The organism is Streptomyces panaciradicis, from assembly GCF_023516615.1.
Taxonomy (GTDB): domain Bacteria; phylum Actinomycetota; class Actinomycetes; order Streptomycetales; family Streptomycetaceae; genus Streptomyces; species Streptomyces panaciradicis.
In genome coordinates this window covers 27,716-52,071 of record NZ_JAMGBF010000068.1, presented here as the reverse complement: position 1 = coordinate 52,071, position 24,356 = coordinate 27,716, and the positions used below count along the sequence as shown (strand labels likewise).

19 protein-coding genes and 1 tRNA gene are annotated in these 24,356 nt (G+C 72.0%); 9 read left to right on the top strand and 11 right to left on the bottom strand.

The features are described from left to right. Positions 1-16 precede the first annotated feature (16 nt). From M8J74_RS22855 to M8J74_RS22835, 5 genes are all read right to left on the bottom strand, one after another. Positions 17-1,531: a nucleotide-binding protein gene (locus M8J74_RS22855; RefSeq protein WP_249838232.1), complete on the bottom strand. Its 1,515-nt coding sequence runs from the start codon at positions 1,529-1,531 to the stop codon at positions 17-19. After that, positions 1,528-2,847 carry an EsaB/YukD family protein gene (locus M8J74_RS22850; RefSeq protein ID WP_249838231.1) on the bottom strand — a complete coding sequence of 440 codons (1,320 nt, stop codon included), beginning with the start codon at positions 2,845-2,847 and terminating at the stop codon, positions 1,528-1,530. Before M8J74_RS22850 ends, M8J74_RS22855 begins: the two co-directional genes overlap by 4 nt. Before the next feature lie 223 nt (positions 2,848-3,070). Beyond that, positions 3,071-3,535, bottom strand: coding sequence for a hypothetical protein (locus M8J74_RS22845; RefSeq protein ID WP_372500243.1), 465 nt, complete (start codon positions 3,533-3,535; stop codon positions 3,071-3,073). Between the two features lie 100 nt (positions 3,536-3,635). Beyond that, positions 3,636-4,472 carry a serine hydrolase domain-containing protein gene (locus M8J74_RS22840; protein WP_249838229.1) on the bottom strand — a complete coding sequence of 279 codons (837 nt, stop codon included), beginning with the start codon at positions 4,470-4,472 and terminating at the stop codon, positions 3,636-3,638. Positions 4,473-4,610: 138 nt separating this feature from the next. After that, positions 4,611-5,147 (bottom strand): hypothetical protein, encoded by a 537-nt coding sequence (locus M8J74_RS22835; RefSeq protein ID WP_249838228.1) that lies wholly within the window; start codon positions 5,145-5,147, stop codon positions 4,611-4,613. Between the two features lie 396 nt (positions 5,148-5,543). On the opposite strand from M8J74_RS22835, the gene M8J74_RS22830 reads away from it, so the two are divergent. Genes M8J74_RS22830 through M8J74_RS22820 form a run of 3 tightly spaced genes read left to right on the top strand, consistent with a single transcriptional unit; the run spans position 5,544 to position 10,639 of the window. Next, positions 5,544-6,188: an RNA polymerase sigma factor gene (locus M8J74_RS22830; protein ID WP_249838227.1), complete on the top strand. Its 645-nt coding sequence runs from the start codon at positions 5,544-5,546 to the stop codon at positions 6,186-6,188. After that, positions 6,185-7,270, top strand: coding sequence for a CU044_5270 family protein (locus M8J74_RS22825; protein ID WP_249838226.1), 1,086 nt, complete (start codon positions 6,185-6,187; stop codon positions 7,268-7,270). The genes M8J74_RS22830 and M8J74_RS22825 overlap by 4 nt, the downstream gene beginning before the upstream one ends. Further along, positions 7,271-10,639: a S8 family peptidase gene (locus M8J74_RS22820; protein ID WP_249838225.1), complete on the top strand. Its 3,369-nt coding sequence runs from the start codon at positions 7,271-7,273 to the stop codon at positions 10,637-10,639. A 72-nt stretch (positions 10,640-10,711) separates the two neighbouring features. Here the strand turns inward: M8J74_RS22820 and M8J74_RS22815 are convergent. The 3 genes from M8J74_RS22815 to M8J74_RS22805 all read right to left on the bottom strand — a co-directional run bounded on the left by M8J74_RS22815 (position 10,712) and on the right by M8J74_RS22805 (position 13,911). After that, a tRNA-Arg gene (locus M8J74_RS22815) sits at positions 10,712-10,784 on the bottom strand. A 101-nt stretch (positions 10,785-10,885) separates the two neighbouring features. Continuing rightward, positions 10,886-12,559: an IclR family transcriptional regulator domain-containing protein gene (locus M8J74_RS22810; protein ID WP_249838224.1), complete on the bottom strand. Its 1,674-nt coding sequence runs from the start codon at positions 12,557-12,559 to the stop codon at positions 10,886-10,888. 74 nt (positions 12,560-12,633) lie between these two features. After that, positions 12,634-13,911: a M6 family metalloprotease domain-containing protein gene (locus tag M8J74_RS22805; protein WP_249838223.1), complete on the bottom strand. Its 1,278-nt coding sequence runs from the start codon at positions 13,909-13,911 to the stop codon at positions 12,634-12,636. Between the two features lie 299 nt (positions 13,912-14,210). Here M8J74_RS22805 and M8J74_RS22800 point away from each other — a divergent pair, with 299 nt between their 5' ends. Together M8J74_RS22800 and M8J74_RS22795 are read left to right on the top strand one after the other, a co-directional pair. Continuing rightward, positions 14,211-14,870: a TetR/AcrR family transcriptional regulator gene (locus tag M8J74_RS22800; RefSeq protein WP_249838222.1), complete on the top strand. Its 660-nt coding sequence runs from the start codon at positions 14,211-14,213 to the stop codon at positions 14,868-14,870. Between the two features lie 172 nt (positions 14,871-15,042). Continuing rightward, positions 15,043-16,584 carry an MFS transporter gene (locus M8J74_RS22795; protein WP_249838221.1) on the top strand — a complete coding sequence of 514 codons (1,542 nt, stop codon included), beginning with the start codon at positions 15,043-15,045 and terminating at the stop codon, positions 16,582-16,584. Between the two features lie 106 nt (positions 16,585-16,690). Here M8J74_RS22795 and M8J74_RS22790 read toward each other — a convergent pair whose 3' ends face one another. Beyond that, positions 16,691-17,230: a MarR family winged helix-turn-helix transcriptional regulator gene (locus M8J74_RS22790; RefSeq protein ID WP_249838220.1), complete on the bottom strand. Its 540-nt coding sequence runs from the start codon at positions 17,228-17,230 to the stop codon at positions 16,691-16,693. A gap of 138 nt (positions 17,231-17,368) precedes the next feature. Between M8J74_RS22790 and M8J74_RS22785 the strand changes: the two genes are divergently transcribed. Beyond that, a complete protein-coding gene (locus tag M8J74_RS22785) occupies positions 17,369-18,160 on the top strand; it encodes a dioxygenase family protein (protein ID WP_249838219.1) in 792 nt (263 codons plus the stop codon). A gap of 13 nt (positions 18,161-18,173) precedes the next feature. Here M8J74_RS22785 and M8J74_RS22780 read toward each other — a convergent pair whose 3' ends face one another. After that, positions 18,174-18,692, bottom strand: a complete 519-nt coding sequence (locus tag M8J74_RS22780; protein ID WP_249838218.1) for a GNAT family N-acetyltransferase — start codon at positions 18,690-18,692, stop codon at positions 18,174-18,176. A gap of 200 nt (positions 18,693-18,892) precedes the next feature. Here M8J74_RS22780 and M8J74_RS22775 point away from each other — a divergent pair, with 200 nt between their 5' ends. Together M8J74_RS22775 and M8J74_RS22770 are read left to right on the top strand one after the other, a co-directional pair. Then, positions 18,893-19,891, top strand: a complete 999-nt coding sequence (locus tag M8J74_RS22775) for a sigma-70 family RNA polymerase sigma factor (RefSeq protein ID WP_249838217.1) — start codon at positions 18,893-18,895, stop codon at positions 19,889-19,891. A gap of 839 nt (positions 19,892-20,730) precedes the next feature. Beyond that, positions 20,731-21,498: a TetR/AcrR family transcriptional regulator gene (locus M8J74_RS22770; RefSeq protein ID WP_249838216.1), complete on the top strand. Its 768-nt coding sequence runs from the start codon at positions 20,731-20,733 to the stop codon at positions 21,496-21,498. 47 nt (positions 21,499-21,545) lie between these two features. On the opposite strand, the gene M8J74_RS22765 is transcribed toward M8J74_RS22770, so the two are convergent. Beyond that, positions 21,546-22,511, bottom strand: a complete 966-nt coding sequence (locus M8J74_RS22765; RefSeq protein ID WP_249838215.1) for a helix-turn-helix transcriptional regulator — start codon at positions 22,509-22,511, stop codon at positions 21,546-21,548. Positions 22,512-22,573: 62 nt separating this feature from the next. On the opposite strand from M8J74_RS22765, the gene M8J74_RS22760 reads away from it, so the two are divergent. Continuing rightward, on the top strand, positions 22,574-24,118 hold the full coding sequence (locus M8J74_RS22760) for an MFS transporter (protein ID WP_249838214.1): 1,545 nt from the start codon (positions 22,574-22,576) through the stop codon (positions 24,116-24,118). Positions 24,119-24,356 lie beyond the last annotated feature (238 nt).

Genomic DNA, 24,356 nt, shown 5'->3' with positions numbered 1-24,356 from the left:
TCGGCGCCCGTGCCGGTCAGCGGGCCCGGACCGCCCGCTGCAGGGACTCCGCCGCGAGCCGCGTGGCCGCATGACGGGTCGCCGAGCCGAGCAGTTCCGTACGGATGGGTCCGCCGGCCGCGAGATGCCGGTCGTAGGGCAGGTGCACGACGCTGACGCCGGTCTCCCGCAGATGCGCCGTCGCCGTCTTCAGATCGAGGTTCGGGTCGGGGGTGGCCGAGATGAGCGCGACGACGGTGGACGCCAGCGCGGAGTGCGGCAGGCGGGCCAGCCAGTCGAGCACCACCCGGGTGCCGCCGACGCCCTCGGCGGTCAGCGGCGCGACGACCACCCGGGCGTGCGCGGTGTCCATGGCCGTACGGGCCACCTCGCCCGGCAGCGTCTCGCAGTCCACGACCGTCACACCGAAGTACCGGCGCAGCGCGAGGGTCGCCTTGCGGTACGTCCGGATGTCCAGCGGCGCACCGACCCGCCCCTGACTCGCGGGCAGCAGCCAGCCCCCGCCGGAGACGGGCACCAAGTAGCCGATCACATCGGTCAGTTGCATGGACGGTTTGAGGATCTGGGCCAGATCGCCGACGGACCAGCGCACCGACTCCGCCCCCAGCCGCACGGGAAGCGTCCCGAGCGCGGCGTCCGCCTCCAGCGCGAGCACCGGGTCGTGCCGGTAGTGGTTGAAGGCACGGGCGAGCAGCGCGGCGGTCGTCGTCTTGCCCACACCACCCCGGATCGACGTCACGGCGATGACCCGCCCGGTGGCGACGGGCTGCTGCAACTCCCGCCCCACACGGGTCTCTTCGGCGACGTCCTGCGCGGCGGAGGAGGTCAGCCGACGCAGGGACTGCGCGGTACGCCGGGTCACGGAGTCCCCGTGCGCGGGCTTGCCGAGGGCGAGCGCGAGCCGCGGATCGAGGGTGGGAACGGACTCGGGGGTGGGCTGGACGAGCGCGGGAGCGGAGGGGCGGGGGCGGGGGGCCGGAGCCGGAGGGGCGGGCGGGGCCTGGGGCATGGGAGGCGCGGCCTGGGCAGCCCCGGGGGGAGGCTGCGGGGCGGGTGCGGGTGCGGGTGTAGGCGCGGGCGCGGGAGCAGGCGGGGCCTGCGACGCCCGTACGTCGTACCCCGATACGGGCTGCGGATCGAAGTCGGTGAGAGGCCCAGGAGCCGCCACCCCCGCCGCCTGCTGCTGCCCCTGCCCCTGCTCCTGCTCCTGCGGCTCCGCCTGCTCTCGCCGCTCCTGCGGTACGTCGTCGGAGGCGGCCGCGGCGGCGATGCGCGCGGAGAGGGACCAGCCCGGGTTGGGCCGCTGCTCGTCGGGGTGCCGTACGGGAAGGGGAGCCTTGTCGCCGGGGGCGTCGCTGTTCACGGCCGCGCGAGAGTCGACCGAGACCTCCGGCACGGTGGCCGGCGCCACCGTGTCACCTTCCCGCATGTCCCGCAGCACCTCGTCGTTCTCGCCGTCACCGCTGCCCTGAGCCCGGTTCATCCCCGCCGCCTCATGCTCGCCCACGTTCACGTTCACGCTGACGCTCACGCGAAGGTTCCGAGCAGTCGCCCGTACACCCCGAAGACGCCGACCAGCAGCGGGAGCAGCACGATGACCCCGGCCGACTCGAACGCATCCGCACACCGGCGCATCCGCGTCCGCATCCGCTCGGTCGGCCGCACCACGAGCACGCTCAGGCTGCCGACGGCCGCGGCGACCAACGCGGCGACCGCTCCGCCCGCACCACCCCGGTCCGCCCACACCCAGGCGAGCCGGACGGCGACGACACCGCCCGCCGCGAACACGGCCACGACGTCCGGCACCAGGGGACAGGCCCGGGCCCGCAGGCCGAGGACCAGGGCGAGGGCCAGGGCGAGGGTCACCGTCCACCCGTTCACGGTACGCAGCACGAGCACCCCGCCCACGGCGGCGGACCCGGCCGTCACGTACGTGGCGAGGGAGAGGTCCCGGTGGGTCGCGGCAAGCGCGGTGGACACCTGGTACCGGCTCACCGACGACGCACCGGACCGCCGGTCGTCCAGCCCGGACAGCCCGGAAGCCGTCAGAGCGAACCGGGACAGCAGACCGAGAGCGACCACGGACACCACGCCGAGCAGAGCACCGGCCCGCTCCACGGGAGCCACCGCGACCGCGGCCTCCCAGCACAAGGCGCCACCCAAGACGGCAACGGCACCGACAAATCCCGTACGCCCGAGCGGAGAACACCACCCGAGGAGCGCCAGGAAGACGGCCGCGACCCCGGCGACCCCCGCGAACCGCAGGGCACCGGACCACCCTTGGGCATCCGCGAGACTCCACACCCCGAACACCGCCAGGGCGCCGCCGGCGACGACGAGGACCGCGCTCACCCCGCGTCCGTCGCCGACCCGCGCGAACAGCGCTCCGGCGAGGGCGGCAAGCAGGGCGACCACCAGGAGCACCGCGCCGACCTCGGCCGCGTCGAACTCCCGCCGAGCGAGCAGCGCGGCGCCGGACGCCCACGCCACCACCGCGCAACCGGCGACGGCACGCCCCGCCGTCGCGCCCCAGCGCCGGCCCGGCACGTCCAGATCGGCGGCGGCCCCGTCGGCCACGCCGCGCACGAGCCGCAGTACGGCCCCGTCGACCACACCGGCGGACTCCAAGGTGGCGTCGGGACCGAGCACACTGCCGTCCGCGGCCACCAGATACCGCGTTTGCGGTCGCGCACTCGCCGGGGGATCGAGCAGCCGCAGCACCTCGGGAAGCAGTCGCGCGACCGGCTCCCGCGAGGGCAACACAAGCTCGACGCGCCGCCGTTCACCGACCAGGGTGACCCGACTCAAGGCGAGCCCCGTACGGCTCGAAGCCCCCGTAGATATCACGCGCTCGAACTTATCACCGGCAGGAAGAGGGCCTGCCGCTCCGCACACCGACCGTCCCCACATCCCGCACACAACACGGCGACGATCCCCACACCCGCAAACGCGGGTGTTCCTCCGAAAGACTCACCCGCATACACATGGCCCCGGACCATCCCGGTCCGGGGCCATGTGCCGTTCTGCTCCGGCGAGTTCGAGCCGAGTGGCAACGGGCCCGCCACTCACCTCAGATCCGGCCACCGGTCAGACGGGTGATCGGACCGTGCGTGCGGCGCCCCGAGCGCCGGCCCACGAGATACGACGTGGCACTCAACGCCGACAGGCCCGCACCCACACCGGCGGCGAGGACCTTCCGATGCGCGATCACCGTCCACGCCGTCTTGGCGAAGGCCGCGGCCTGCCCGGAGGCGGCGACGACGGCCTGACGGCCGGCCTGGACCCGCTCGGCCGCGCCCTGCACGACCGCGGAGCCCGCCCCGGCCGTACGCCCGGCCGCGTCCACCGCCTTTGACTGCACGTCACCCGACTTCTCGGCCGCCTTGTCCGCCGCCTGCGACGCGGGAGCAGTCGCCTTCGCCGTGGCCCGCCGGGCCTTGGTCGCAGCGCTGCGTTTGGATGCTGAATCTTGACTCGTGCCGCTGTTCGATTGACTCATGAACTCCGCGTTGCCGCTCGAGCCAACACCAAACACCCTCCACCCGAACACCGCCCTCCCGGCCGGTTCGCCATTACGGAGAGGCGACTGCCGCCGAACCTGCGACACCCGCTTCCCCCGCAGTACAACCGCTCCTTCACTGGGACGGGGCGTCGACGAAACGTCTGAGCATGTCCAGGGCCAGCCGATCCGTCGTGGCGCTCCGGCCGGACAGGCGATGGACGACGATCCAGCCCTGCGGCACGGCGCCGGCGAAGACCGAGGCGCTGCCCGTTGCGCCGTTGTGCCACACCAGGGGTCCCGCCTGCTGCCAGGCCGGGGCCGGCTCGCCGAGCCTGCGGTCGACGAGCAGGCCGGTGACGAGACGGGCGGTCGCTTCGGGGGTGGCCCACAGACCGCCGGCGGGCAGGATCGCGCCGTTCATGGTCCAGGGACGCTGCGGTCGCCCGAAGAGCCCCCGGCGGCACAGCCGTCTGCCGGGCGGCGGATCAGCGGCGACGTCGGTGACTCCGAGCGGGTCGAGGACATGCCGGTGCAGGAGTTCCTCGTACGGCGTGCGGGTGGCCGCGACCAGGGCGGCGCCCAGCAGGGCGTATCCGAGGTTGGAGTACTCCTCGTGGGTGCCCGGGGGAGCCGTGACCAGGCTGTCCAGGCGCCGTACGACCGTCTCCAGGGCCTGGGCGTCGAAGGCCGCGTAGGGGTCGCGGCCGTTGATCCCGGGGGGCAGCCGTGGCAGGCCCGAGGTGTGCTCGGCGAGGTGGCGCAGAGTGATGCCGGTGCCCGTGGGTGCGGGCAGGAACGACTCCAGCGGGTCGTCGAGGTCCAGGTCGCCGCGGCCGGCCAAAGCGGTCAGGACGGTCGCGGTGAGCGTTTTGGCCAGGGACCCGATCTGCACGAACAGGTCCAGGCTGTGGCCGTCGCGTACCTGAGGCGGTTCGAAGCTGCTGAGTACGCAGGTGGGAACGCGGATCATGTCGGTCTTCCGTCGTGCGTCCGGGGCAGCGCGCACGCTGCCGTGCCCGAAGGCATGCGGTGCCGGTGGGTGGCCACCAGGCGATGGACGAGTCGAGCGGCGGGCCCCGCATCCACCGATGGGGCCCCGAAGGAACAGTCAGGCGCGTGCGAGCCAGAGTTCGAGCACGGCTTCCCGCTCGCGTGAACGGAGGATCTTGGTCGGCCGGGTCTTTACCCACCACTCCGTCATGACGGCCGGCGTCGCGGTGCCCTGGATGAAATGGCTGATCAACCGGCGGGACAGAGCGACTTCGCGCGGGGAGTAGGCGACGGCGGCGCTGGAGTAGGCCGGCGTCCGGTAGGTGCCGTCGGACGCGACGACGGAGACGGTCATCTCGGTGGGGCTGCTCGGCACCCAGGCGTCCAGAGCCGCTGCGACGAAGCTCGCGGCGTGGGTCGCCCACCGTTGCGGAGCGGAACGGGCCGGGACTTCGGTGATCTCCAGCCCTAAGAGGTCGGCCCAAGCCCACTGCCGCGGGTGCGGACCGGTGACTTGGGGCCCCTCCGCCGTCAACACCACGTTGGGGGCCGGTGCCGTAGCCGGGGCTCCCACGGAGACGCCGTCCGCCGAGACCCAGAACAGCCCCACGGTGGCACCGTCCTCGGCGGGCTGGAGGGGCGGTATTTCTTCCATGTCCTGTCGGTCTCCTCGGTCGACCCAGTGCACCTGGAAGCCTGCCCGACGCCGGACGCCGATGCGCCGTTTCCAGCCAAAGGCCCAGCTAAGGCGCTGAGAGTCCTACGGATTCCTCGCCGGTCCGCCCCATGCGCACCGCGCCGTCGTGGTCAGAAGCAGATGCGGCAGGACGTGGTCAGAAGCAGATGCCGCAGGATTCGAACCTGCGACACCTGCTTTTAGGAGTTCCGCGCCAGCGTTCGGCCTCGACACCTCCCACAGTTCTCGACCAGCCTGCGTATCCCCGGACCGGGTCCCGCACCGAGTCCCCGTGCGGTCCCCGCCCCGGTGACCTGTGCGACGGCTGTGACGTGTCTCACGGGAACTCACCCGCACCGTACGTCAGTTGAAGACGTGACCACAGATATGCGAACCCGGGTGCGAAACGGAGATCCGGACGCCTTCGCGGAACTCTTCGACGCGTGCGCCCGCGCGGTGTACAACCACGCCTTCCGGCTGACCGCCGACTGGTCGCTGGCCGAGGACGTGATGTCGACGACCTTCATGGAGGCGTGGCGGCGCCGGGCCTCGGTCGAGGCCGAGGGCGGCTCGCTGCGGCCGTGGCTGCTGGGCATCGCCACCAACGTCGCCCGCTCCCACCACCGCAGCAACCGCCGCTACCGCAACGCGGCGAGCGCCGCGGCCGCCGCGCACGCCGCCGAAGAACGGGTCGAGGACCACGCCGAGGAGACCGCCGGACGTCTGGACGACCGGCGGCGGATCAACGCCACGCTGGCCGCCCTGAGTCTGCTCAAGCGCCCCGAGCGCGAGGTCCTGACGCTGTGCCTGTTCGAGGGGATGGAGTACGCCGAGGCGGCCCGCGCCCTGGGCATCCCGGTCGGCACCGTCCGCTCCCGCCTCTCCCGCGCCCGCTCCAAGCTGCGCAAGCTCACCGACGCACAACTGCTCGGAGAAAAACGGGAACCCACCCGCACGAACCGGCAGACAACAGGTGATCGCGGATACGCGGTCCGGTCCGCACAGGAAGGAAACCGATGAACGCCAGCCCCTCCCACCGGCCCCACCCGGCCGAGTGGACGGAGACGCAGAGTCTGCTGCCCTCCGCCGAGCGGGATCTGCCGGCGGGCCGCCACCAGTTCCACAAGGAGCAGATGATGGCCCGGATCCACGAAGACCTCCGCACCTCCTCCCGTACGCCCGCCACCTCTCCGGTCGCGCCCGTGAAGCGCTCCAACCCGTTCCTGCGCCGTGCGATCCTCCTGCCCGCCGCAGCCTTCGCCCTGGCCGGCGCGGTCGTCGGCGGTCTCGCCCTCACCGGCGGCGGGCCGGACGACGGCAAGACCACCCTGGCCACCGGCCCCGCCCTGACCACCCAGATCGGCGTCGCCGACGCCAAGGGCGCCCCCCAGCTCCTCGAACGCATCTCCCTGGCCGCCGCCGACACCTCCGAGCCCACCCCGCGCAAGGGCCAGTACATCTACATCGCCTCGAAGGTGGCCGACAGCTACATCAAGACCGTCGGCGACAAGAGCGAGGCGGTCAGCGACGAGCTGCACTCCCGCCAGGTCTGGAACTCCCTCGACGGCAGGGACGGCTGGCTGATCGAGGACGGTCAGACCAGCGACAAGGGCATCACCCTGAAGGGCGACACCCCGTTCAGCGGCGCCTACAACGCCCTGGCCGCGCTGCCGACCGACCCCGACGCGCTGCTGCAGCGGATCTACCGCGAGTCGGACGCCGTCCGGGACCCCGAAGTCCCGCGCGACCAGGCGGCCTTCGTCGCGATCGGCGATCTGCTGTTCGAGAGCTACCCGCCCGCCGAGGTCGGCGCCGCCCTCTACAAGGCCGCGGCCAAGATCCCCGGAGTCGTCTCGGTGGACGACGCGGTCGACGCCACGGGCCGGCACGGGGTCGCGATCGCGCGGGAGGACTCCGGCAACGGCGAGCGCATCGAGTGGATCTTCGACAAGAAGACCCTGCGGTTCCTCGGCGAGCGCATCGTGGTGGTCAAGGCCACGGCGGACAATCCCCTCAAGGTCGGTACCGTCACGCACACCAGCGCGATCACCGAGCGCGCGGTCGTCGACGCCAACAAGCAGCTCCCCGGGCAGGTGAGCTGAATGCGCGACAGAACCGCAAGCGCCTCGCTGGCCGCCCTGCTGGTGGCGGGGCTGATGACGGGCGTCTCGGTGGCGGCCACGGGCTCCGGCCTCGGCGTACGGACGCAGGACACCGCCACCGTCGCGGCGCCCGCCGGCTCCGCCTCCGCCTCCGCAGCAGGCCGGTACGTCACCCTCCTCACCGGCGACCGGGTCCGGCTGGACGCCCGGGGCCGGGTGACGGGCGTACGGCGGGCACCGGGCCGTGAGCACGTCCCGGTGTCCGTGCGCGGCGTCGGCGGCGATCAGTACGTCGTACCCGCCGACGCCGCCGCCCTGATCGGCCAAGGCGTCCTGGACATGCGGCTGTTCGACGTCAGCGGCCTGATACGCGCCGGCTACGACGACACCCGGCGCGGCACGCTCCCGCTGATCGTGTCGTACGAGGGCACGTCCGCCCAGCGCCGGAGCACCCAGAAGTCACTGGTCGCGGACGCGGACGCCACCGTGCGCCGGGAACTGCCCAGTGTGGCGGGCGCCGCGATCACCGTCCCCAAGGCCGGGGCCGACGACATGTGGCAGGCCCTCACCGAGGAGAAGGGAGTCGCGAGGGTCTGGCTGGACGGCCGGTTCAAGGCGCCGGCGGACGAAGACGGTGCGAAGGCCGGGGAGGCGGGCGGCGGCGTCGCGCAGATCGGCGCCCCGGCCGCCTGGGCGGCCGGATACGACGGCAAGGGCGTCAAGGTCGCCGTCCTGGACACCGGCATCGACACCACACACCCGGACCTCGTCTCGGCGGTGAAGGCGTCGAAGAACTTCACCACCACCGGCAGCACCGACGACATGGCCGGCCACGGCACCCATGTGGCCGCGACACTGGCGGGCTCCGGCGCACGGTCCGACGGCCGGTACAAGGGCGTCGCGCCCGGTGCCGAGCTCCTCAACGCCAAGGTGCTGGACGACAACGGCGAGGGCAGCGACTCCAGCGTCATCGCCGGCCTGGAGTGGGCCGCCGGACAGGGCGCCAAGGTGGCCAACCTCAGCCTGGGCCAGGAGGACACCCCGGGGGACGACCCGGTCGAGGCGGCGGTGAACGCCCTCTCGAAGAGCAGCGGCATGCTCACCGTCGCCGCGGCCGGCAACGAGGGCCCCGACGCGGGAACCGTCGACTCCCCGGGGGCCGCGGAATCGGCGCTCACCGTGGGCGCCGTCGACGGCGAGGACCGGCTCGCCGACTTCTCCAGCACCGGCCCGACCACCGACAACGCGCTGAAACCGGACCTCACGGCGCCGGGCGTGGACATCGTCTCGGCGAGGGCGGCGCACGGCCACATGGGCGACCCGGCCGCCGACGGCTATGTCTCCATGTCCGGTACGTCGATGGCGACGCCGCATGCCGCGGGGGCGGCCGCGATCCTCGCCCAGCGGCACCCCGACTGGACCGGCGCGCGGATCAAGCAGGCGCTCACCGCGTCCACCACCCCGACTGCCGGCGCGACCGTCTTCCAGCAGGGGACGGGCCGGCTCGACGTGTCCCGGGCACTTCAGGGGGCGGTGGCGAGCGAACAGACCTCCGTGTCCTTCGGCAAGCAACTGTGGCCGCACACCGACGACCGGCCGGTCACCCGGCACATCACCTACCGCAACGACGGCGACCGCCCCGTCACCCTGGACCTGACGGCCGGCGCGACCGGCCCCGGAGGCAGCACGGCCCCCGAAGGCATGTTCACGCTGAGCACCACTCAGCTCACCGTCCCGGCGGGCGGCACCGCCGGCGTCGACCTCACCGCCGACACCCGCGTCGAGGCGGCGGACGGCACCTACTCGGGCACGCTGGTCGCCACCGCGCGGAACGGCGCCGACCCCGCGGCCGCCGACCCCACGGCCGTACGGACCGCCTTCGGCGTCGTACGCGAGGCTGAGGCATACGACCTCACCCTGAAGTTCCTCGACCGCGGCGGCAAGCCCATGAGCGCTCCGCTGACCGAGATCCTCGCGTACTCGGGCACGTACTGGACCACGAACCTCGAGGACTCCGAGCAGATCTCCAAGGGCGTGTACCGGGTGCGGGTCCCGCGCGGCGACTACGTCGTGGACACCGTGATGGACGACGCCGAGGGCACCTCCGCGCTGGTCCGGCCCCGGCTCTCCCTCACCGGGGACACCACGGTCGTCTTCGACGCGCGCAAGGCGAAGCCGGTCCGGATCACCGCGCCGCAGGGCGCGAAGATGTCCGACGGCCAGCTCAACGTCGCCGTCGGCACCGGGGACAGGGGAAGCGCAGCGCACAACAGCACCCTGTTCTGGGGGACGTTCAAGAACCTGCGCACCGCGACCCTGGGACCGAACGCCCCGGCCGGGAGGCTCAGCACGCAGCTCGGCGGCCTGTGGCAGAAGGGCAGCACCACCTACCACCTGCTCCACAACCTGCCCGACCGCTTCCCCACCGGCTATCGGCACACCACGCGCATGAACGAACTGGCCCTGCTGAAGCGGAACTTCGGCTCGTCCGCCGCCCACCGCAAGGGCATCGTCAACGTCCTGTGGAGCAGCCCCACCCTGTCGCTGGGCACGGTGAGCGACCCCTTCCCGCTGCCGACGACCGCGAAGATCTACGTCACCACGCCCAAGGGCTTCAAGTGGACGGCCAACCTGGGCCAGCGAAACGCCTCCGGGGACGACGACGACGTCTTCTACGGCACGGAGAGCGCGAGGTCGTACCGGGCGGGCCGGACCTACGCGGCCACGTACAACATCGGTGTCTTCAGCCCGATCACCGGCGGCGCGTACGGCGCACGGCGCGACGGCGACACCCTGGAGCTGTGCGTCCCCGACCTCGCCGACGGGAGCGGACACCCCGCCTTCTCCACCGCGAAACGCCACACCACGGTCACCGCGGACGGCAGCACCCTGCTCGACAACGACGGCGACCTCTGCCAGACCGTGGAGAAGCTCCCGTCCGCCCCGGCCCGCTACACGATCCGAACGACCCTGACCCGCCCGCCAGGCGTGGCCACGACCACGAGCCGCCTGACAGCGGCCTGGACCTTCACGTCCAGCCCGTCCGACTCCGGCGCGCTGCCCCTCTCCACTGTCCGCTTCCACCCGAAGCTGACCCTGGCCGGCACGGCCCCCGCAGGCCGCCGCACCACGATCCCCCTCTCCCTCCAGGGCCCGGCGGCCACCCACCTGAAATCCCTGACGGTGAAGGTCTCCTACGACGCCGGCAAGACATGGTCCCCCGCCCCGGTGACCACCACCCACGGCAAAAGGACCCTCACCCTGACCCACCCGGAAAACGCCCGCTCGGTCTCCTTCAAATCCACCCTGACCGACACCACCGGCAACACCTACACGGTGACGATCCTGAAGGCATACCTCCTGACCTGACGTGGTCCAGCGGGTGAAACGGCCAAGGGCCAGCCCTGGAGGAAACCCCTCCTGAGCTGGCCCTTCTGACTGTGCCCCCGGCAGGATTCGAACCTGCGACACCCGCTTTAGGAGAGCGGTGCTCTATCCCCTGAGCTACGAAGGCGTGGTCGTGGCCGTGAAGGCCACAGGCGTCAGCGTACCGGATCTGTTCCGGGGGCCGCTCGGATCTTGTCCCCCGGGGGCGGTCACGTCGCCGCCACCCCGTCACACCACCGTGACCCCCGTGAACCGTCCCGCCACCCGCAGGTCTCCCTCGATGCGGTCCGCTGTCGCTCGCAGCTCGGGGAGGATGTCCCGTACGCACTCCTCGACCGTGTGCCGGGCCGCGTGCATGGCCACGTTCAGGGCTGCCACCACCCGGCCGGTGCGGTCCCGTACCGGTACCGCGATGGACCGCAGGCCCTCCTCCAGTTCCTCGTCGACCAGGGCGTACCCCTGCGCGCGGACCTCGTCCAGCACGCGCCGCAGGGTCGGCAGGTCCGTGACCGTGTGCCTGGTCAGCGGCCTCAGCGGGGTCAGGGCGTCCAGCTCGCGTTCCGCGTCCGTCAGGTCCGCCAGCATCACGCGTCCCATGGACGCCGCGTACGCCGGCAGCCGCGTGCCCACCGTGATGTTCACGCTCATCACCCGCCCCGTCGCCACTCGCGCCGTGTACTGGATGTCCCGTCCGGACAGCACCGACAGCGACGTCGACTCATGGACGAGCTCGGAGAGTTCGGTCATGTGCGGCAGCGCGATCTCGGGCAGCGAGGTCCGCGACAGCGGCGGAAAGCCCAACCCCATGACCCGCGGGGTGAGTTCGAAGACGCGGTCCCTCGCCCGGACCAGCCCCAGGTGCTCGTACGTGATGAGCGCCCGCCGCGCCGTCGCCCGCGCGAGCCCCGTCGCCTGGGCGACCTCCGTCAGGGTGAGCGCCGCCCGGCCCTCCCCGAAGGCGGTCAGCACCGTCAGTCCACGCGCCAGGGACTCGACGAACCCCCGGCCCAGTTCCTGCTTGGACGCGCCGGTCCACGTCGCCAGGCCCGACGGGGCAGGCGCGGTGGCGCGTACCGGCGTGCGCAGGTCGCTCTCCATCCTCCGCACCGCCTCCCGCAGTCGCGGCAGCAGCGTCTCGCGCAGCTCCGCCGCCGTGTGCCGGCTGGTGTGGCTGACGACGTTCGCCGCGCAGGCGATCCTGCCGGTACGGGGGTCCCGTACGGGAACGGACACCGCGACCAGCCCCGGTTCGATCAACTGGTCGTCCAGGGACCAGCCGTTCCCGGCCGCCGCCCGCACCCGCTCCTCGAAGTCCCCTCCAGCGTCGGCCGATTGCCGCGGCGGTACGGTCGCGAAGCCGCTGTCCCGCGGATCCGCGGCCCGCCGCGCGCGCCACGCCCGCCACTCCGGCTCCCGCCACTCCGTCGCGAACAGGGCTCCCGGCGCGGTGCGTTCGGCCGGCAGCAGGTCGCCGATGCGGAAGCTGAGGGACATCGCGCGGCGGCGGGTGGCCTGGTGGATGAAGCGGATGCCGTCGCGGTCGGCGACGGCCAGGGACACGGACTCGTCGAGTTCGTCGGCCAGGACGTCGGCGCGTCCGGCCAGGAGCGAGGGGAGGCGCAGGGCCGACAGGTAGGCGTTGCCGAGTTCCATCACGCGGGGGGTGAGGACCGCGTCGCGGCCGTCCAGGCGGACGTAGCCCATGCGGGCCAGCGTGGAGGTGATCCGGTCGACCGTGGAGCGGGCCAGTCCCGTCGTCCGCTCCAGCGCGCTCAGGCTCAGCGTGCCGCCGGCGTCCGTCAGGGTGTGCAGCACGGCGACCCCGCGGATCAGCGGCGTGACCGCCTCGGCCGGCGCGCCGGCGTCGGAGGCGGTGTCGAGGGCGGGGTTCGCGGGTGGCATCGGCTCTCCGGTACGGCGGTCAGGGCAGCCCTACCGTAGACGGCACCCCCACCCTCATGCCCCGGCAACCGCCCTCACCTACGCTCCACCACCACCCGGTACTCCCCGTCCCCGCCCGCCCCCGCCACCTCGATCCGCACCCCCCTCTTCGTGTCCTTGAACACCTCCCCGACCCCGAACGGCGCGTCCGACAGCTCCGCCTGCACGTTCGGGCTCCGGGTGCAGCCCCCGCTGTCCCGCCGCGAGTCGTACACCGTCACCGGCCCCATCCCGGTGTCCACGTCCGCGTCGACCCGGTAGATCAGCACCCCGGGCCGGCAGACCGCCTCGTCGTTGCCCGCGCGGGTGCGGACCTCGACGGCGTATCCCGTGCGGGGGCCCAGGGGGACGAAGAGCAGTTTCGGGCCGCCCGCCCGCTCCAGGGGCGTCAGGGCGTACGACATCGTCCCCGGGGTCGCCGCGCAGGCGACCTGGGAGGAGTCGAGCCAGCCCAGTTTCCACTTGTGCCAGCCCAGGAGGTCGTTGTTGACGCCCCAGTCCTCGCTCATGATGTCCCAGTGGCCGACCGCGCCCCCGCCCTCCTGCGTGTAGAGGTCGGGAAGGCCGAAGACGTGGCCGTTCTCGTGGGGCAGGACGCGGTAGCCGGTGCGGTCGTAGGAGCCGGAGCCGTCGTCCTGACGGGAGTAGACGAAGGAGGCGTTCGCCACCGGGACGCCGTCGGCGACCGGCGCCTCCGTGTTGCCGGCGAAGGTCACCGACAGGACCGTGTCCAGCGCGGAGGGGCCCGCGTTCGGGGTCATGAGGACGTTCAGGAAGTCGTAGTCGCGGAAGTCGACCTGGGGGTCGGCCGCGCCGACGATGTCCTGGACCAGGTCGCGATAGCCGGGGTCGAAGGGCGCGCCGCGTTCTATGCCGTACGCCTTGAAGGGCTTGGGCATGCGCAGCCAGTGCCGGATGGGGGTCTCGGGGCGGTAGTCGAGGCGGCCGTAGGAGGCGGTGCGGAACCATCTCGCGGTCTGCGGGAAGAACTCGCGGTAGCGGGCGAGCGCGTCGCCGGGGCCGGGGGCGTCGGGGAAGTCGACCATCAGGGTCAGGGCGTGGACGGTGCCCGTGGAGCGGGAGTAGCCGGCGGAGGTCGGTACGCCCTCCGACATCTGGACGGTGTGGCCGCCGCTGATCATGCACGGGCCGAAGGCCGAGCCCCTGGCCGCCGCGATCGGGCCGGCCCCGGCCGCGCTGGTCGGTGTCCGCAGGTGCCCGCTGCCGGCCGAGGTGCCGACCGCGAGGATCAGGGCGGCGACGGACGCGAGGGCGGCGACGCGGCGCGGACGTATCCGACGGCTGAGCTGCATGCACGGGCCCTTCGTCCATGGCAGCCGCCGGTGTCAGGCTGCGCCCTTTCGATCACCCTCGGTCGCGGGGTGGGCGGGCGCTCGCTGGAGGAGTCCGAACGTGGGGCGGGGCCGAGAGCGGGCCGTGATGGGGCCATCAGGGGGATGTGACGCAGGTCACGTCATTACTTCCGCTCAACCCGAAATAACCGGGGAGCGTCTCCCCGTTTAGTCAGGTGTCCGAGCGAAACGGGGACTGCTTCCCCGGATCGCGCACCACAGATTTCCATCGCGCACCACAGATTTCCGAGGAGTCCACCGTGACCGCCACGACGACCGCGAAGCCCGCGCAGCGCAAGGTGCCCCGGCCCCGTGCCGACGCCCTGCGCAACCGGGAGCGGATCGTCACCGCCGCCCGCGAGATGTTCACCGAGTTCGGCCCGTACGTGCCGCTCGACGACATCGCCCGCCGGGCCGGCGTCGGCAACGCCACGGTGTACCGCAACTTCCCCGACCGCGACGCGCTCGTCCGCGAGGTCGTCTGCTCCGTCATGGACCGGACGTCGGAGGCGGCCGAGCAGGCGCTCGCGGAGACCGGGGACGCCTTCGAGGCGCTCGAGCGTTTCGTGCACATCGCCGCCGACGAGCGGATCAGCGCGCTGTGCCCGATGGTCCAGAGCACCTTCGACCAGAACCATCCCGATCTCGAAGCGGCGCGTGAGCGGTGCGAGCAGATCGTCGAGTCGCTGATGGACCGGGCCAAGCAGGCCGGCCAGCTGCGGACCGACGTGGGCGTCGGCGACCTGATGGTCGTCGTGGCCCAGCTCAGCCGGCCCCCGGCGGGCACGGACTGCCTCACCAACGACCGCTTCGTCCACCGCCATCTGCAGATGTTCCTGGACGGACTGCGGGCGCCGGCCCGTTCGGTCCTGCCGGGCACGCCCGTCACCGTGGAGGACCTGCGCCGACCCTGCGACTAGCGCAGCCGATCGGTTCCGCCGATCGGTTCCGCGATTAGTTCCGCCCGTCGCGGCGGTCAGCACTTCCGATACCTGACACGCACCAGCACCGACTGACCGGTTCTCGCCCCCGGGCGAGCCGTCCCCTTACGACACCCTTTTTCCGTCACGAAGTCCCGAAGTGGGTACCCCCATGTCTGAAACAGCCGTGAAGGCTCCCGGCAGCGCCCCAGGCGCCGCCGACTCCAACCGCTGGAAGGCGCTCGTCTTCATCGCGCTCGCCCAGCTGATGGTCGTCCTCGACGCCACCATCGTGAACATCGCGCTGCCCTCCGCCCAGGCCGACCTGGGCATCTCGGACGGCAACCGGCAGTGGGTCGTCACGGCCTACGCCCTCGCGTTCGGCGGACTGCTCCTGTTCGGCGGCCGGATCGCCGACCTGTGGGGCCGCAAGCGCGCCTTCGTCATAGGACTGACCGGCTTCGCCGCCGCCTCCGCGCTCGGCGGAGCGGCCACCACCGGCGCCATGATGTTCGGCGCCCGCGCCCTGCAGGGCGTCTTCGGCGCCATGCTCGCCCCGGCCGCGCTCTCCCTGCTCGCCGTGATGTTCACGGACGCCAAGGAGCGCGCCAAGGCGTTCGGCATCTACGGCGCGATCGCCGGTGGTGGCGGCGCCGTCGGCTTCATCCTCGGCGGCGTGCTGACCGAGTACCTGGACTGGCGCTGGACGTTCTTCGTCAACATCCCGTTCGCCATCGTCGCCGCGCTCGGCGCGTACTTCGTCATCCGTGAGCCGGAGGGCGGCCGCAACCGCAACCCGCTCGACATCCCCGGCGTGCTGCTGTCCACCCTCGGTCTGGTCTCGCTCGTCTACGGCTTCACCCGCGCCGAGTCCGACGGCTGGGGCGACTCCCTGACGGTCGGCCTGTTCGTCGCCTCCGCGGTGCTGCTGGCGGCCTTCGTCGTCACCGAGGCCAAGGTCAAGGCCCCGCTGCTGCCCCTGCGCGTGATCACCGACCGCAACCGCGGCGGCATCTACCTCTCGCTCGGTATCGCGATCATCGCGATGTTCGGCACCTTCCTGTTCCTGACCTACTACCTGCAGGTCATCAACGGCTACTCGCCGATCAAGACCGGCTTCGCGTTCCTGCCGATGATCGCGGGCATGATGATCGGCTCCACCCAGATCGGCGCCCGCCTGATGACCCGGGTCCCGGCCCGGGCGCTGATGGGCCCCGGCTTCCTGGTCGCCGCGGTCGGCATGCTGCTGATGACGCAGCTGGAGATCGGCTCGTCGTACTCCTCGACGATCCTGCCCTCGATGCTGCTGCTCGGTCTCGGCATGGGTACGGCGTTCATGCCGGCCATGTCCCTGGCCACGCTGGGCGTCGAGCCCCGTGACGCCGGTGTCGCCTCCGCGATGGTCAACACCTCGCAGCAGGTGGGCGGCGCGATCGGCACGGCCCTGCTGAACACGATCGCCGCGTCCGCGACGACCGCGTACATCAAGGACCACATCGGCTCCGCGACCTCCAAGTCGCAGGCGCAGCTGGTGCAGATGCAGGGCGCGGTGCACGGCTACACCAACGCGATCTGGATCGCGGTCGGCATGCTGGTCCTGGCCGCGGTGGTCGTCGTGACCCTGGTCAACGCCGGCCGCCCCGGTTCCACCGCGGTGGCCGGGTCCGAGGAGGGCGTCGAGGACGAGCTCGCCGTCCCGGTGGTCGCCCACTGACGGCGGCCGCCCGGCCGTACCCCTTCGGAACCACTCGTACGCAGGAGGAAGGGGACGCCTCCCGCGTACGACCCCAGGATCTGCCCTGGTTCGCCGAGTGAGCGGCTCAGCGGAGCCAGGGCAGATCCGCGCCCGCCTCGTCGGGCTGCAGTCCCTCGGCGACGATCTGCATGATCTCGCCGAGGGACTTCTGCTGTTCGGGGGTCAGCCGGTCGAACACCGCCTGCCGTACGGCCGTGACGTGGCCCGGCGCGGTCCGCCGCAGCACCTCGTGGCCCTCCTCGGTCAGCACCGCGAACTGGCCCCGCTTGTCGGAGGGGCAGTCCTCGCGGCGCACCCAGCCGTTCTTCTCCAGCCGGGCGACGGCATGGGAGAGACGGGAACGGGTGATCTTCGCCTTCATCGCCAGCTCCGTCATCCGCAGCCGGCCGTGCGGGGCCTCGGCGAGGCCGACGAGAAGGCCGTAGTAGACGTGCGGCATGCCCGCCTCCCGCTGGAGCTGGCGGTCGAGGTGGTCCTCCAGGAGCGTGGTGGCGTGGATGAAGGAGCGCCAGACGCGCTGCTCCTCGTCGGAGAGCCAGGGGGTGCCCGCGGGGGGCTCCTGTGCCGCGGAAGCGGGTGCAGCGGAGGGGGGTGCCGTCTTCATGCATCCACTGTACGAGACCTCTCCTTGAAATTTAAACAAATGAAGCGTACGGTCTTTTCATAGCGTTTTAGATTTCAACCATCGAGAAGCCGTCGGGAAACCGCAGGGGAGTACCGGGAAGTACAGGGAGCCGCCGTCATGTCCGCCGAAACACTGGAGCGCATGCCCGCCCTCTACCTCAGTCACGGCGCGCCGCCCCTCGCGGACGACCCCGTCTGGCCCGGCCAGCTCGCCGCGTGGTCCGCCGACCTGCCCCGCCCGAAGGCGATCCTCATGGTCTCCGCCCACTGGGAGGAGGCCCCGCTGGCGCTCGGCGCCGTGGAGACGGTCCCGCTCGTCTACGACTTCTGGGGCTTCCCCGAGCACTACTACCGCGTCCGGTACGAAGCGCCCGGCGCCCCCGAACTCGCCGAGTCCGTCCGCAAGTTGCTGCGCGCGCCCGGCATGCCCGTCCAGGACATCCCGGACCGGGGGCTGGACCACGGCGCGTACGTCCCGCTCGTCGAGATGTTCCCGGCCGCCGACATCCCCGTACTGCAGATCTCCATGCCGACGCTCGACCCGGTGAGGCTGATGGAGATCGGCCGCAAGCTCGCGCCCCTGCGCGACGAGGGCGTGCTGATCGTCGGCTCCGGCTTCTTCACCCACAACCTGGCCGCCCTGCGGCACGTCGGCCAGGGGGTGCCCGGCTGGTCCGCCGAGTTCGACGACTGGGGCCACCGCAGGCTGGAGGACGGCGACGTCGACGCGCTGCTCGACTTCCTGCACAAGTCCCCGGCCGGCCGGCTCGCCCACCCGCGCACCGAGCACTTCGCCCCGCTGTTCGTCACCATGGGCGCGGCCGACGCGGTCGGCGAGCTGGACGCGCAGAAGTCCGTGATCGACGGGTTCTGGATGGGGCTGGCCAAGCGGTCGGTGCAGTTCGGCTGACCCGGAGCTCTGCCTACAGCTCCTTCTCGTACCAGGCGACGTCCCAGTAGCGGCCGAACTTCCGGCCCACCTCGCGGTACGTGCCGACGTACCGGAACCCGAAGCGTTCATGCAGCCGCGTGGACGCTTCGTTGGGCTGGGCGATCCCCGCGTAGGCGCGGTGCAGGTCCTCGCCGGCCAGGGCCTCGAAGAGGGCCTTGTACAGCAGCGTGCCGATGCCGCGGCGGCCCGCGTGCGGGGCCACGTACACCGTCGTCTCCACGGAGGTCGCGTACGCGGGCTTGGCGCGATAAGGACTGGATGTGGCGTAGCCCAGAATTTCCTGTGTGTCCGCTTCCGTGGCAACCATCAGGCGATACGGGCCGTCTTCCGGGTGGGAGAGCAGCCACGGACGGCGCTCCTGAGGAGTGAAGACGGCGGTGTCGAATGTGATCGGCGTCTCACGTACGTAGTGGTTGTAGATGTCGGTGAGGGCTTCGAGGTCGTTCTCGACTCCCGGCCTGACCTGCACCTCTGCCCGCTCCGACGGCATCGGACCTCCTCATGTGGCCGCACAGGGTACTGCATGATCAGAAAATTGGGGTGACGGGTTGGGAATTCTGTCCGGATTCCAGTCGTTGTTTCCAACAGATGCAGGGCACCCGACCAAGGTGCTTAGCGGTACTCGAAGGTGAGTGCCCGGCGTCCGAGAAGGACCAATACCCGCCAGCCCACCATCGCAAGGGAGCACGCATGGCAACCCGTGCCGTCGCCCGTCGTCAGTCCGCCGCCGGCGAGACCGGCAACGCGGCACGCAGTGTTCGCGCTCATGGCGGCGAGATCGCAGACCGCGACCTGGTCGGCATGTACCTCGACGAGATAGCGCGCACACCGCTGCTCGACGCCGCGAAGGAAGTCGAGCTGTCCCAGATCATCGAGGCGGGTGTGTTCGCGCGACAGGTTCTCGACGGGTACGAGGAGTCCAAGGCCGAGGCCACCCGCGAGGAGCTCGAAGCCCTCGTCGACCAGGGTGAGCGCGCCAAGGACATCTTCATCCGTTCCAACCTCCGTCTGGTCGTGGCCGTGGCCCGCCGCTACCCCCGTAGCGGCCTGCCCCTGCTGGACCTGATCCAGGAGGGCAACGCCGGTCTGGTCCGCGCGGTCGAGAAGTTCGACTACCGCAAGGGCTTCAAGTTCTCCACGTACGCGACCTGGTGGATCCGTCAGGCCATCACCCGCTCGATAGCCGACCAGTCCCGCACCATCCGGCTGCCCGTCCACCTGGTGGAGGAGCTGGGCCGCATCCGCCGCGTGCAGCGCGAGTTCAACCGCGAGCACGGCCGCGACCCGGAGCCCGCGGAGATCGCCGCCGAGCTCGGTTCCAACGCCGACCGCGTCACCGACGTCCTGGACTGGGCCCGCGACCCGGTCTCCCTGAACATGTCGGTGGACGACCAGGGCGAGACCCAGTTCGGCGACCTGCTCGAGGACACCTCCGCGGTCTCCCCGGAGCAGTCGGTCCTCACCCTGCTGCGCAGCGAGGAACTGGACGACCTCATCGGCCGCCTAGACCCGCGCACGGCCTCCATCATCAAGATGCGCTACGGCATCGAGGACGGCCGCGAGCGCACGCTGACCGAGGTCGGCAAGGAGCACGGCCTGACGCGTGAGCGCATCCGGCAGATCGAGAAGCACGCGCTGCTGGAGCTGAAGAAGCTGGCCCGCGACACCGGCTTCGAGGCGGCGGCGTAACACCGACGAGCCGCTGCGGCCGGTCCGCGCGCGTGGGCGCGCGCTGCGAGCCGGCCCGCGGCGTCGGCGTACGACGGCCCGGGCCGCGTACGCCGGGTGGCGGAAGACCGCGCAAACATGGCGCGTAACGCCGCTTCAACCGGCGGTGCCCTGGGAAAAAGACTTCAGGGCACTGGAGTTCGGGCGAACCGGCAGGTGTTCGGGGCGACCCGGACCGGCGCGGCCGCCCAGCGCGACCCACCCGAACCACGTCCCGACGCAATCCCCCCCCCCCCCCCGGCGCCGGGACCTTCCCTGAGCCGGGCTGCGGCGCCCCTCCCCCCGGGCGCCGTAGCCCGGCTCTTTTTCATCCGCCCGCGCGGCCGCGCATCGCTGGCTGGGCGGGGGTGTTCGGGCGGGCTGGATGAGGGGCGTTCGCGGGCGCTGGGGTGGAGGTCGTCCTCGGGTGCCGGCCGGAGGGTGCCTCCGCGTGCTGGTCGGAGGGTGTCCTTGTGTGCTGGCCGGGGGGCGTCCCGGCGTGCTGGTCGGAGGGTGTCCTTGTGTGCTGGCCGGGGGGTGTCCCGGCGTGCTGGTCGGAGGGTGTCCTTGTGTGCTGGCCGGAGGGTGTCTCCGCGTGTGCTGGGCGGGCGGGTGTCTCCGCGTGCTCGACGGAGGATTTTCGCGTACTGACCGGTGGGCCTCTCCGCGTGGTCGACGGAGGATCCTCGCGTACTGACCGGAGGGCGTCCGCGTGCCGGTCGGCCGGTGTCCGCGCATGCTGGAGGGCGGGGCACCCCGAACCTGAACCCCGGGGTGGCCCGCCGGTGGCAGATTGTGCCACATCGGCATAGCCTGCCGATGTGAGCAGCCCCACCCCCGCATCGAACCCCCGCTCCTCCACGGCGGCGCCGCTCTCCCTGACCGAGCGGCGCAAGGCCGCGACCCGGATGGAGATCGCCCGCGCCGCGGCCGGCCTGTTCGTGCGCCAGGGCCTGCGCGCCACCCGCGCGGAGGACATCGCCCAGGCCGCGGGAGTCGCCCCCCGCACCTTCTACCGCTACTTCGCGACCAAGGAAGAAGCCGTCGCCCCCCTGTACGCGGCAGGCGCCGAGCGCTGGACGGAGGCCCTCGCCGAGGCCCCCGCCCACCTCTCCGTCCCCGAGGCCCTGGAACACGCGGTCCGCCACACCCTGACACCGGGCGCCGGTGTCTCGGCGGCCACCTGGGAACTGGTGCGCACCCTCATCCGCCTGACCGACGACAGCCCGGCCCTGGCCAAGGTCTGGGCGGAGGTCTGCCAGGAGTCCGAGGGGCGGCTGGGCGAGGTGCTGGCGGGGAGGATGGCGGCGAGGGCCGGGGAGGACACTCCGGAGGGCGCCGGGGAGAGCGGCGGCGGTCAGGGAAGTCCCGGCGGCGATGGGCGTGACAACGTTGGCAGTCGGGCCGCCGGGTCCTCTCGGCTGCGGTTCGCCGCCGCCGTCGCCGGGGCCGCCGTACGCGTGGCCGTCGAGGTGTGGGCGGCCGGTGAGGCGCCGGCGAGCGGGGCGCGGGGGCCGGCGGCGCTCGCGCTGCAGAACCTGGAGGCGGTGCGCGACTTTCCCTGGGACGAGATCGCGGGGGAGGGGTAGGGGCGGGACCGCGGTGCTAGGGGTGCTCTCCGGCGCGCCGGGCGCCGTCACCCGCCCGCGGCGCGTGTCAGCCGCGCCCCCAACTCCCGTGCCTGTTCGGCCAGTTCGGCAGGCTTTCGCACGGTGAACTCGAACCCCAGCAGCGCCAGCCGTACCGCCGTCCACTCGGGCGCGTCCCCTGAACTGCCCCGCAGCCGGCAGGAGTTCGCGTCCAGGGGCTCCGGTGTCCCCAGCCACGCGGGCACCTTCGCGGCGACGGCCTCGGCGGGCGCGGCGAAGGTGACGTCGAAGTCGTAGACCTCCTGCCGGCGCTGCATGGAGCGGCGCAGGTACTCGGCCGCGTCCCCCGTCGGCAGCTCCCGCGGGGCGAACCGTGCGCCGGTCGCGAAGGGCTCGCTGACCCGGTCGACGCGGAAGGTCCGCCAGTCGGCGCGGTCGAGGTCGTAGGCGACGAGGTACCAGCGGCGTCCGGTCGACACGAGCCGGTACGGCTCCGTCAGGCGCCGTGACTCCGTGCCGTCCCCGGCGCGGTAGGCGAAGCGCAGCCGCTCCCGCCCGGCGACCGTGGAGGCCATCACGGTCAGCGTCTCGGGCGCGATGCTGGCCCCGTCGCCGCTGGTCAGCGGGGTGGTCGCGGCCTGGAGGGTGGTGACGCGGTGGCGCAGGCGGGAGGGCAGGACCTGCTCCAGTTTGGCGAGGGCCCGTACGGAGGCCTCGTCGACGCCTTCGAGGGCGTGCCCGGCGCCCGCCCTGAGGCCCACCGCGATGGCCACGGCCTCCTCGTCGTCGAGCACCAGCGGCGGCATCGCCTTGCCGGCGACCAGCCGGTAGCCGCCGTCGGCGCCCATGGTGGCCTGCACCGGATAGCCGAGTTCGCGGAGCCGGTCGATGTCCCGGCGGACCGTGCGCCGGGAGACGCCGAGCCGCTCGGCGAGCTCTCCGCCGGGCCATTCGCGGGGTGTCTGGAGGAGGGAGAGGAGCGTCAGGAGCCGAGCCGGGGTGTCCGTCGTCATGCTGTCGAGGATGCCTCGGAAGTAGGACCTGTTCTGACCTACTGGGGTCATAGCGTCGAGCCATGAACCGCATCGAGAACCCCGTCGTACCGCCGGACCGGCGTCGCTGGTTCGCCCTCGCCATCGTGATGACCGCGGCCTTCATGGACCTCGTCGACGTCACGATCGTCAACGTCGCCATCCCGTCGATCCAGCGGGACGCGGGTGCCTCCTTCAGCCAGATCCAGTGGATCACCGCCGGCTATGCGCTGGCCTTCGCCGCCGGCCTGATCACAGGTGGCCGTCTCGGCGACATCCATGGCCGCAAGCGACTGTTCCTCATCGGGATCGGCGGCTTCACCCTCGCCTCGGCGCTGTGCGGCTTCGCCGTCAACCCGGAGATGCTCGTCGCCTCGCGCGTCCTGCAGGGGGGCATGGCCGCGATGATGGTGCCGCAGGTGCTGTCGATCGTGCACGCCACCTTCCCGGCGCACGAGCGTGGCAAGGTCTTCGGGCTCTTCGGGGCCGTCGTCGGGCTGGGCGCGGTGCTCGGCCCGCTGCTCGGTGCCCTGCTGACGGAGTGGAACCTCTTCGGGCTCGAGTGGCGGCCCATCTTCCTCATCAACCTCCCCTTCGGCGTCGCGGGCCTGATCCTGGGCAGCCGCTTCATCATCGAGTCGAAGGCGCCGCGGGCCCTCAAACTCGACCTGGTGGGCGTGGCGCTGGTGACGCTGGGCCTGCTGATGCTGCTCTACCCGCTGACCAGGGGCCGCGAGCTGGGCTGGCCGCTGTGGGGGTACGTCTCGATGGCGGGCGCGGTGCTGGTCTTCGCGGCGCTGGTGGCGTACGAACGGCGGAAGGCGGCGCGGGACGGCTCCCCGCTGGTCGAACTCTCCCTGTTCCGGGTCAAGAGCTTCGCGGCCGGCATCGCCGTACAGACCGTCTTCGGCGTCGCGCTCGGCGTGTTCTTCCTGGTGTGGACGCTGTACATGCAGATCGGCCTGGGCTGGAGCGCGCTGCGCGCGGGGCTGACCGGCATCCCCTTCTCGATCGCCGTCTCGACGGCGGCGGGACTGTCCGTGCAGAAGCTGGTGCCGCGCTTCGGACGGAAGGTGCTGCAGGCGGGCGCCCTGCTGATGGTGGCCGGCGTCCTGCTCTACATCTGGGAGTCCGACCGGTACGGGCTCGGCATCGCCTCCTGGCAGATGGCGCTGCCGCTGGTGGTGATGGGCGTCGGGATGGGGCTGATCGTCGCTCCCCTGACGGACGCGGTGCTCACGGACGTACCCCGCGAGCACGCGGGCTCGGCGTCCGGTCTCATCAACACCGTGCAGCAGATGGGGAACGCGCTGGGCCTCGGCCTGGTGTCGGTGGTCTTCTTCGGCGCGATCGGGGACCGGCTGGCTCCCGCCGAGGTGGGACCGGCGTTCGTGCACGCCTTCCAGCACGCGCTGGGCTGGGTGGCGGCCGTGATGACGGCGATCTTCCTGCTGATGTTCGCGCTGCCGCGGCGGGCGGCCCAGCAGGTCCCGGGCGGTGACGGTACGGACGTCTCGGCGGCGGAGGACGACGAGGCCGGGCAGGCCGCTGCGGAAAGCCGGCCGGCCCGGGAAGGGGCGGCGGTGTAGGGGAGGGGCGCCGTCGCTTGGCGCGTCGGCTGCGGGCGTCACGGGGCCTCCCACTCCTCTCAGGGGGTGGGAGGCCCGTTTGCGTTCCCGGGGGATTCAGGCGGCGGAGGCCTGTTTGCGTCCGGGAGCTTCAGGCGGCGGAGGCCCGTTTGTGTCCGGGGGAGGCAGGGGGTGCGGGCCCGTTTGTGTCCGGATGATGCCCGAAGCTGTTTACTTTCCAGAAATCCGGGCGTAGCCT

Coding starts and splice junctions, on each gene's coding strand:
- M8J74_RS22780 (WP_249838218.1), bottom strand. CDS start 18,692: ATGCCGTCGGAGCGGGCAGAGGTGCAGGTCAGGCCGGGAGTCGAGAAC.
- M8J74_RS22760 (WP_249838214.1), top strand. CDS start 22,574: ATGAACCGCATCGAGAACCCCGTCGTACCGCCGGACCGGCGTCGCTGG.
- M8J74_RS22790 (WP_249838220.1), bottom strand. CDS start 17,230: ATGAAGACGGCACCCCCCTCCGCTGCACCCGCTTCCGCGGCACAGGAG.
- M8J74_RS22765 (WP_249838215.1), bottom strand. CDS start 22,511: ATGACGACGGACACCCCGGCTCGGCTCCTGACGCTCCTCTCCCTCCTC.
- M8J74_RS22825 (WP_249838226.1), top strand. CDS start 6,185: ATGAACGCCAGCCCCTCCCACCGGCCCCACCCGGCCGAGTGGACGGAG.
- M8J74_RS22835 (WP_249838228.1), bottom strand. CDS start 5,147: ATGGAAGAAATACCGCCCCTCCAGCCCGCCGAGGACGGTGCCACCGTG.
- M8J74_RS22840 (WP_249838229.1), bottom strand. CDS start 4,472: ATGATCCGCGTTCCCACCTGCGTACTCAGCAGCTTCGAACCGCCTCAG.
- M8J74_RS22775 (WP_249838217.1), top strand. CDS start 18,893: ATGGCAACCCGTGCCGTCGCCCGTCGTCAGTCCGCCGCCGGCGAGACC.
- M8J74_RS22785 (WP_249838219.1), top strand. CDS start 17,369: ATGTCCGCCGAAACACTGGAGCGCATGCCCGCCCTCTACCTCAGTCAC.
- M8J74_RS22820 (WP_249838225.1), top strand. CDS start 7,271: ATGCGCGACAGAACCGCAAGCGCCTCGCTGGCCGCCCTGCTGGTGGCG.
- M8J74_RS22805 (WP_249838223.1), bottom strand. CDS start 13,911: ATGCAGCTCAGCCGTCGGATACGTCCGCGCCGCGTCGCCGCCCTCGCG.
- M8J74_RS22795 (WP_249838221.1), top strand. CDS start 15,043: ATGTCTGAAACAGCCGTGAAGGCTCCCGGCAGCGCCCCAGGCGCCGCC.
- M8J74_RS22810 (WP_249838224.1), bottom strand. CDS start 12,559: ATGCCACCCGCGAACCCCGCCCTCGACACCGCCTCCGACGCCGGCGCG.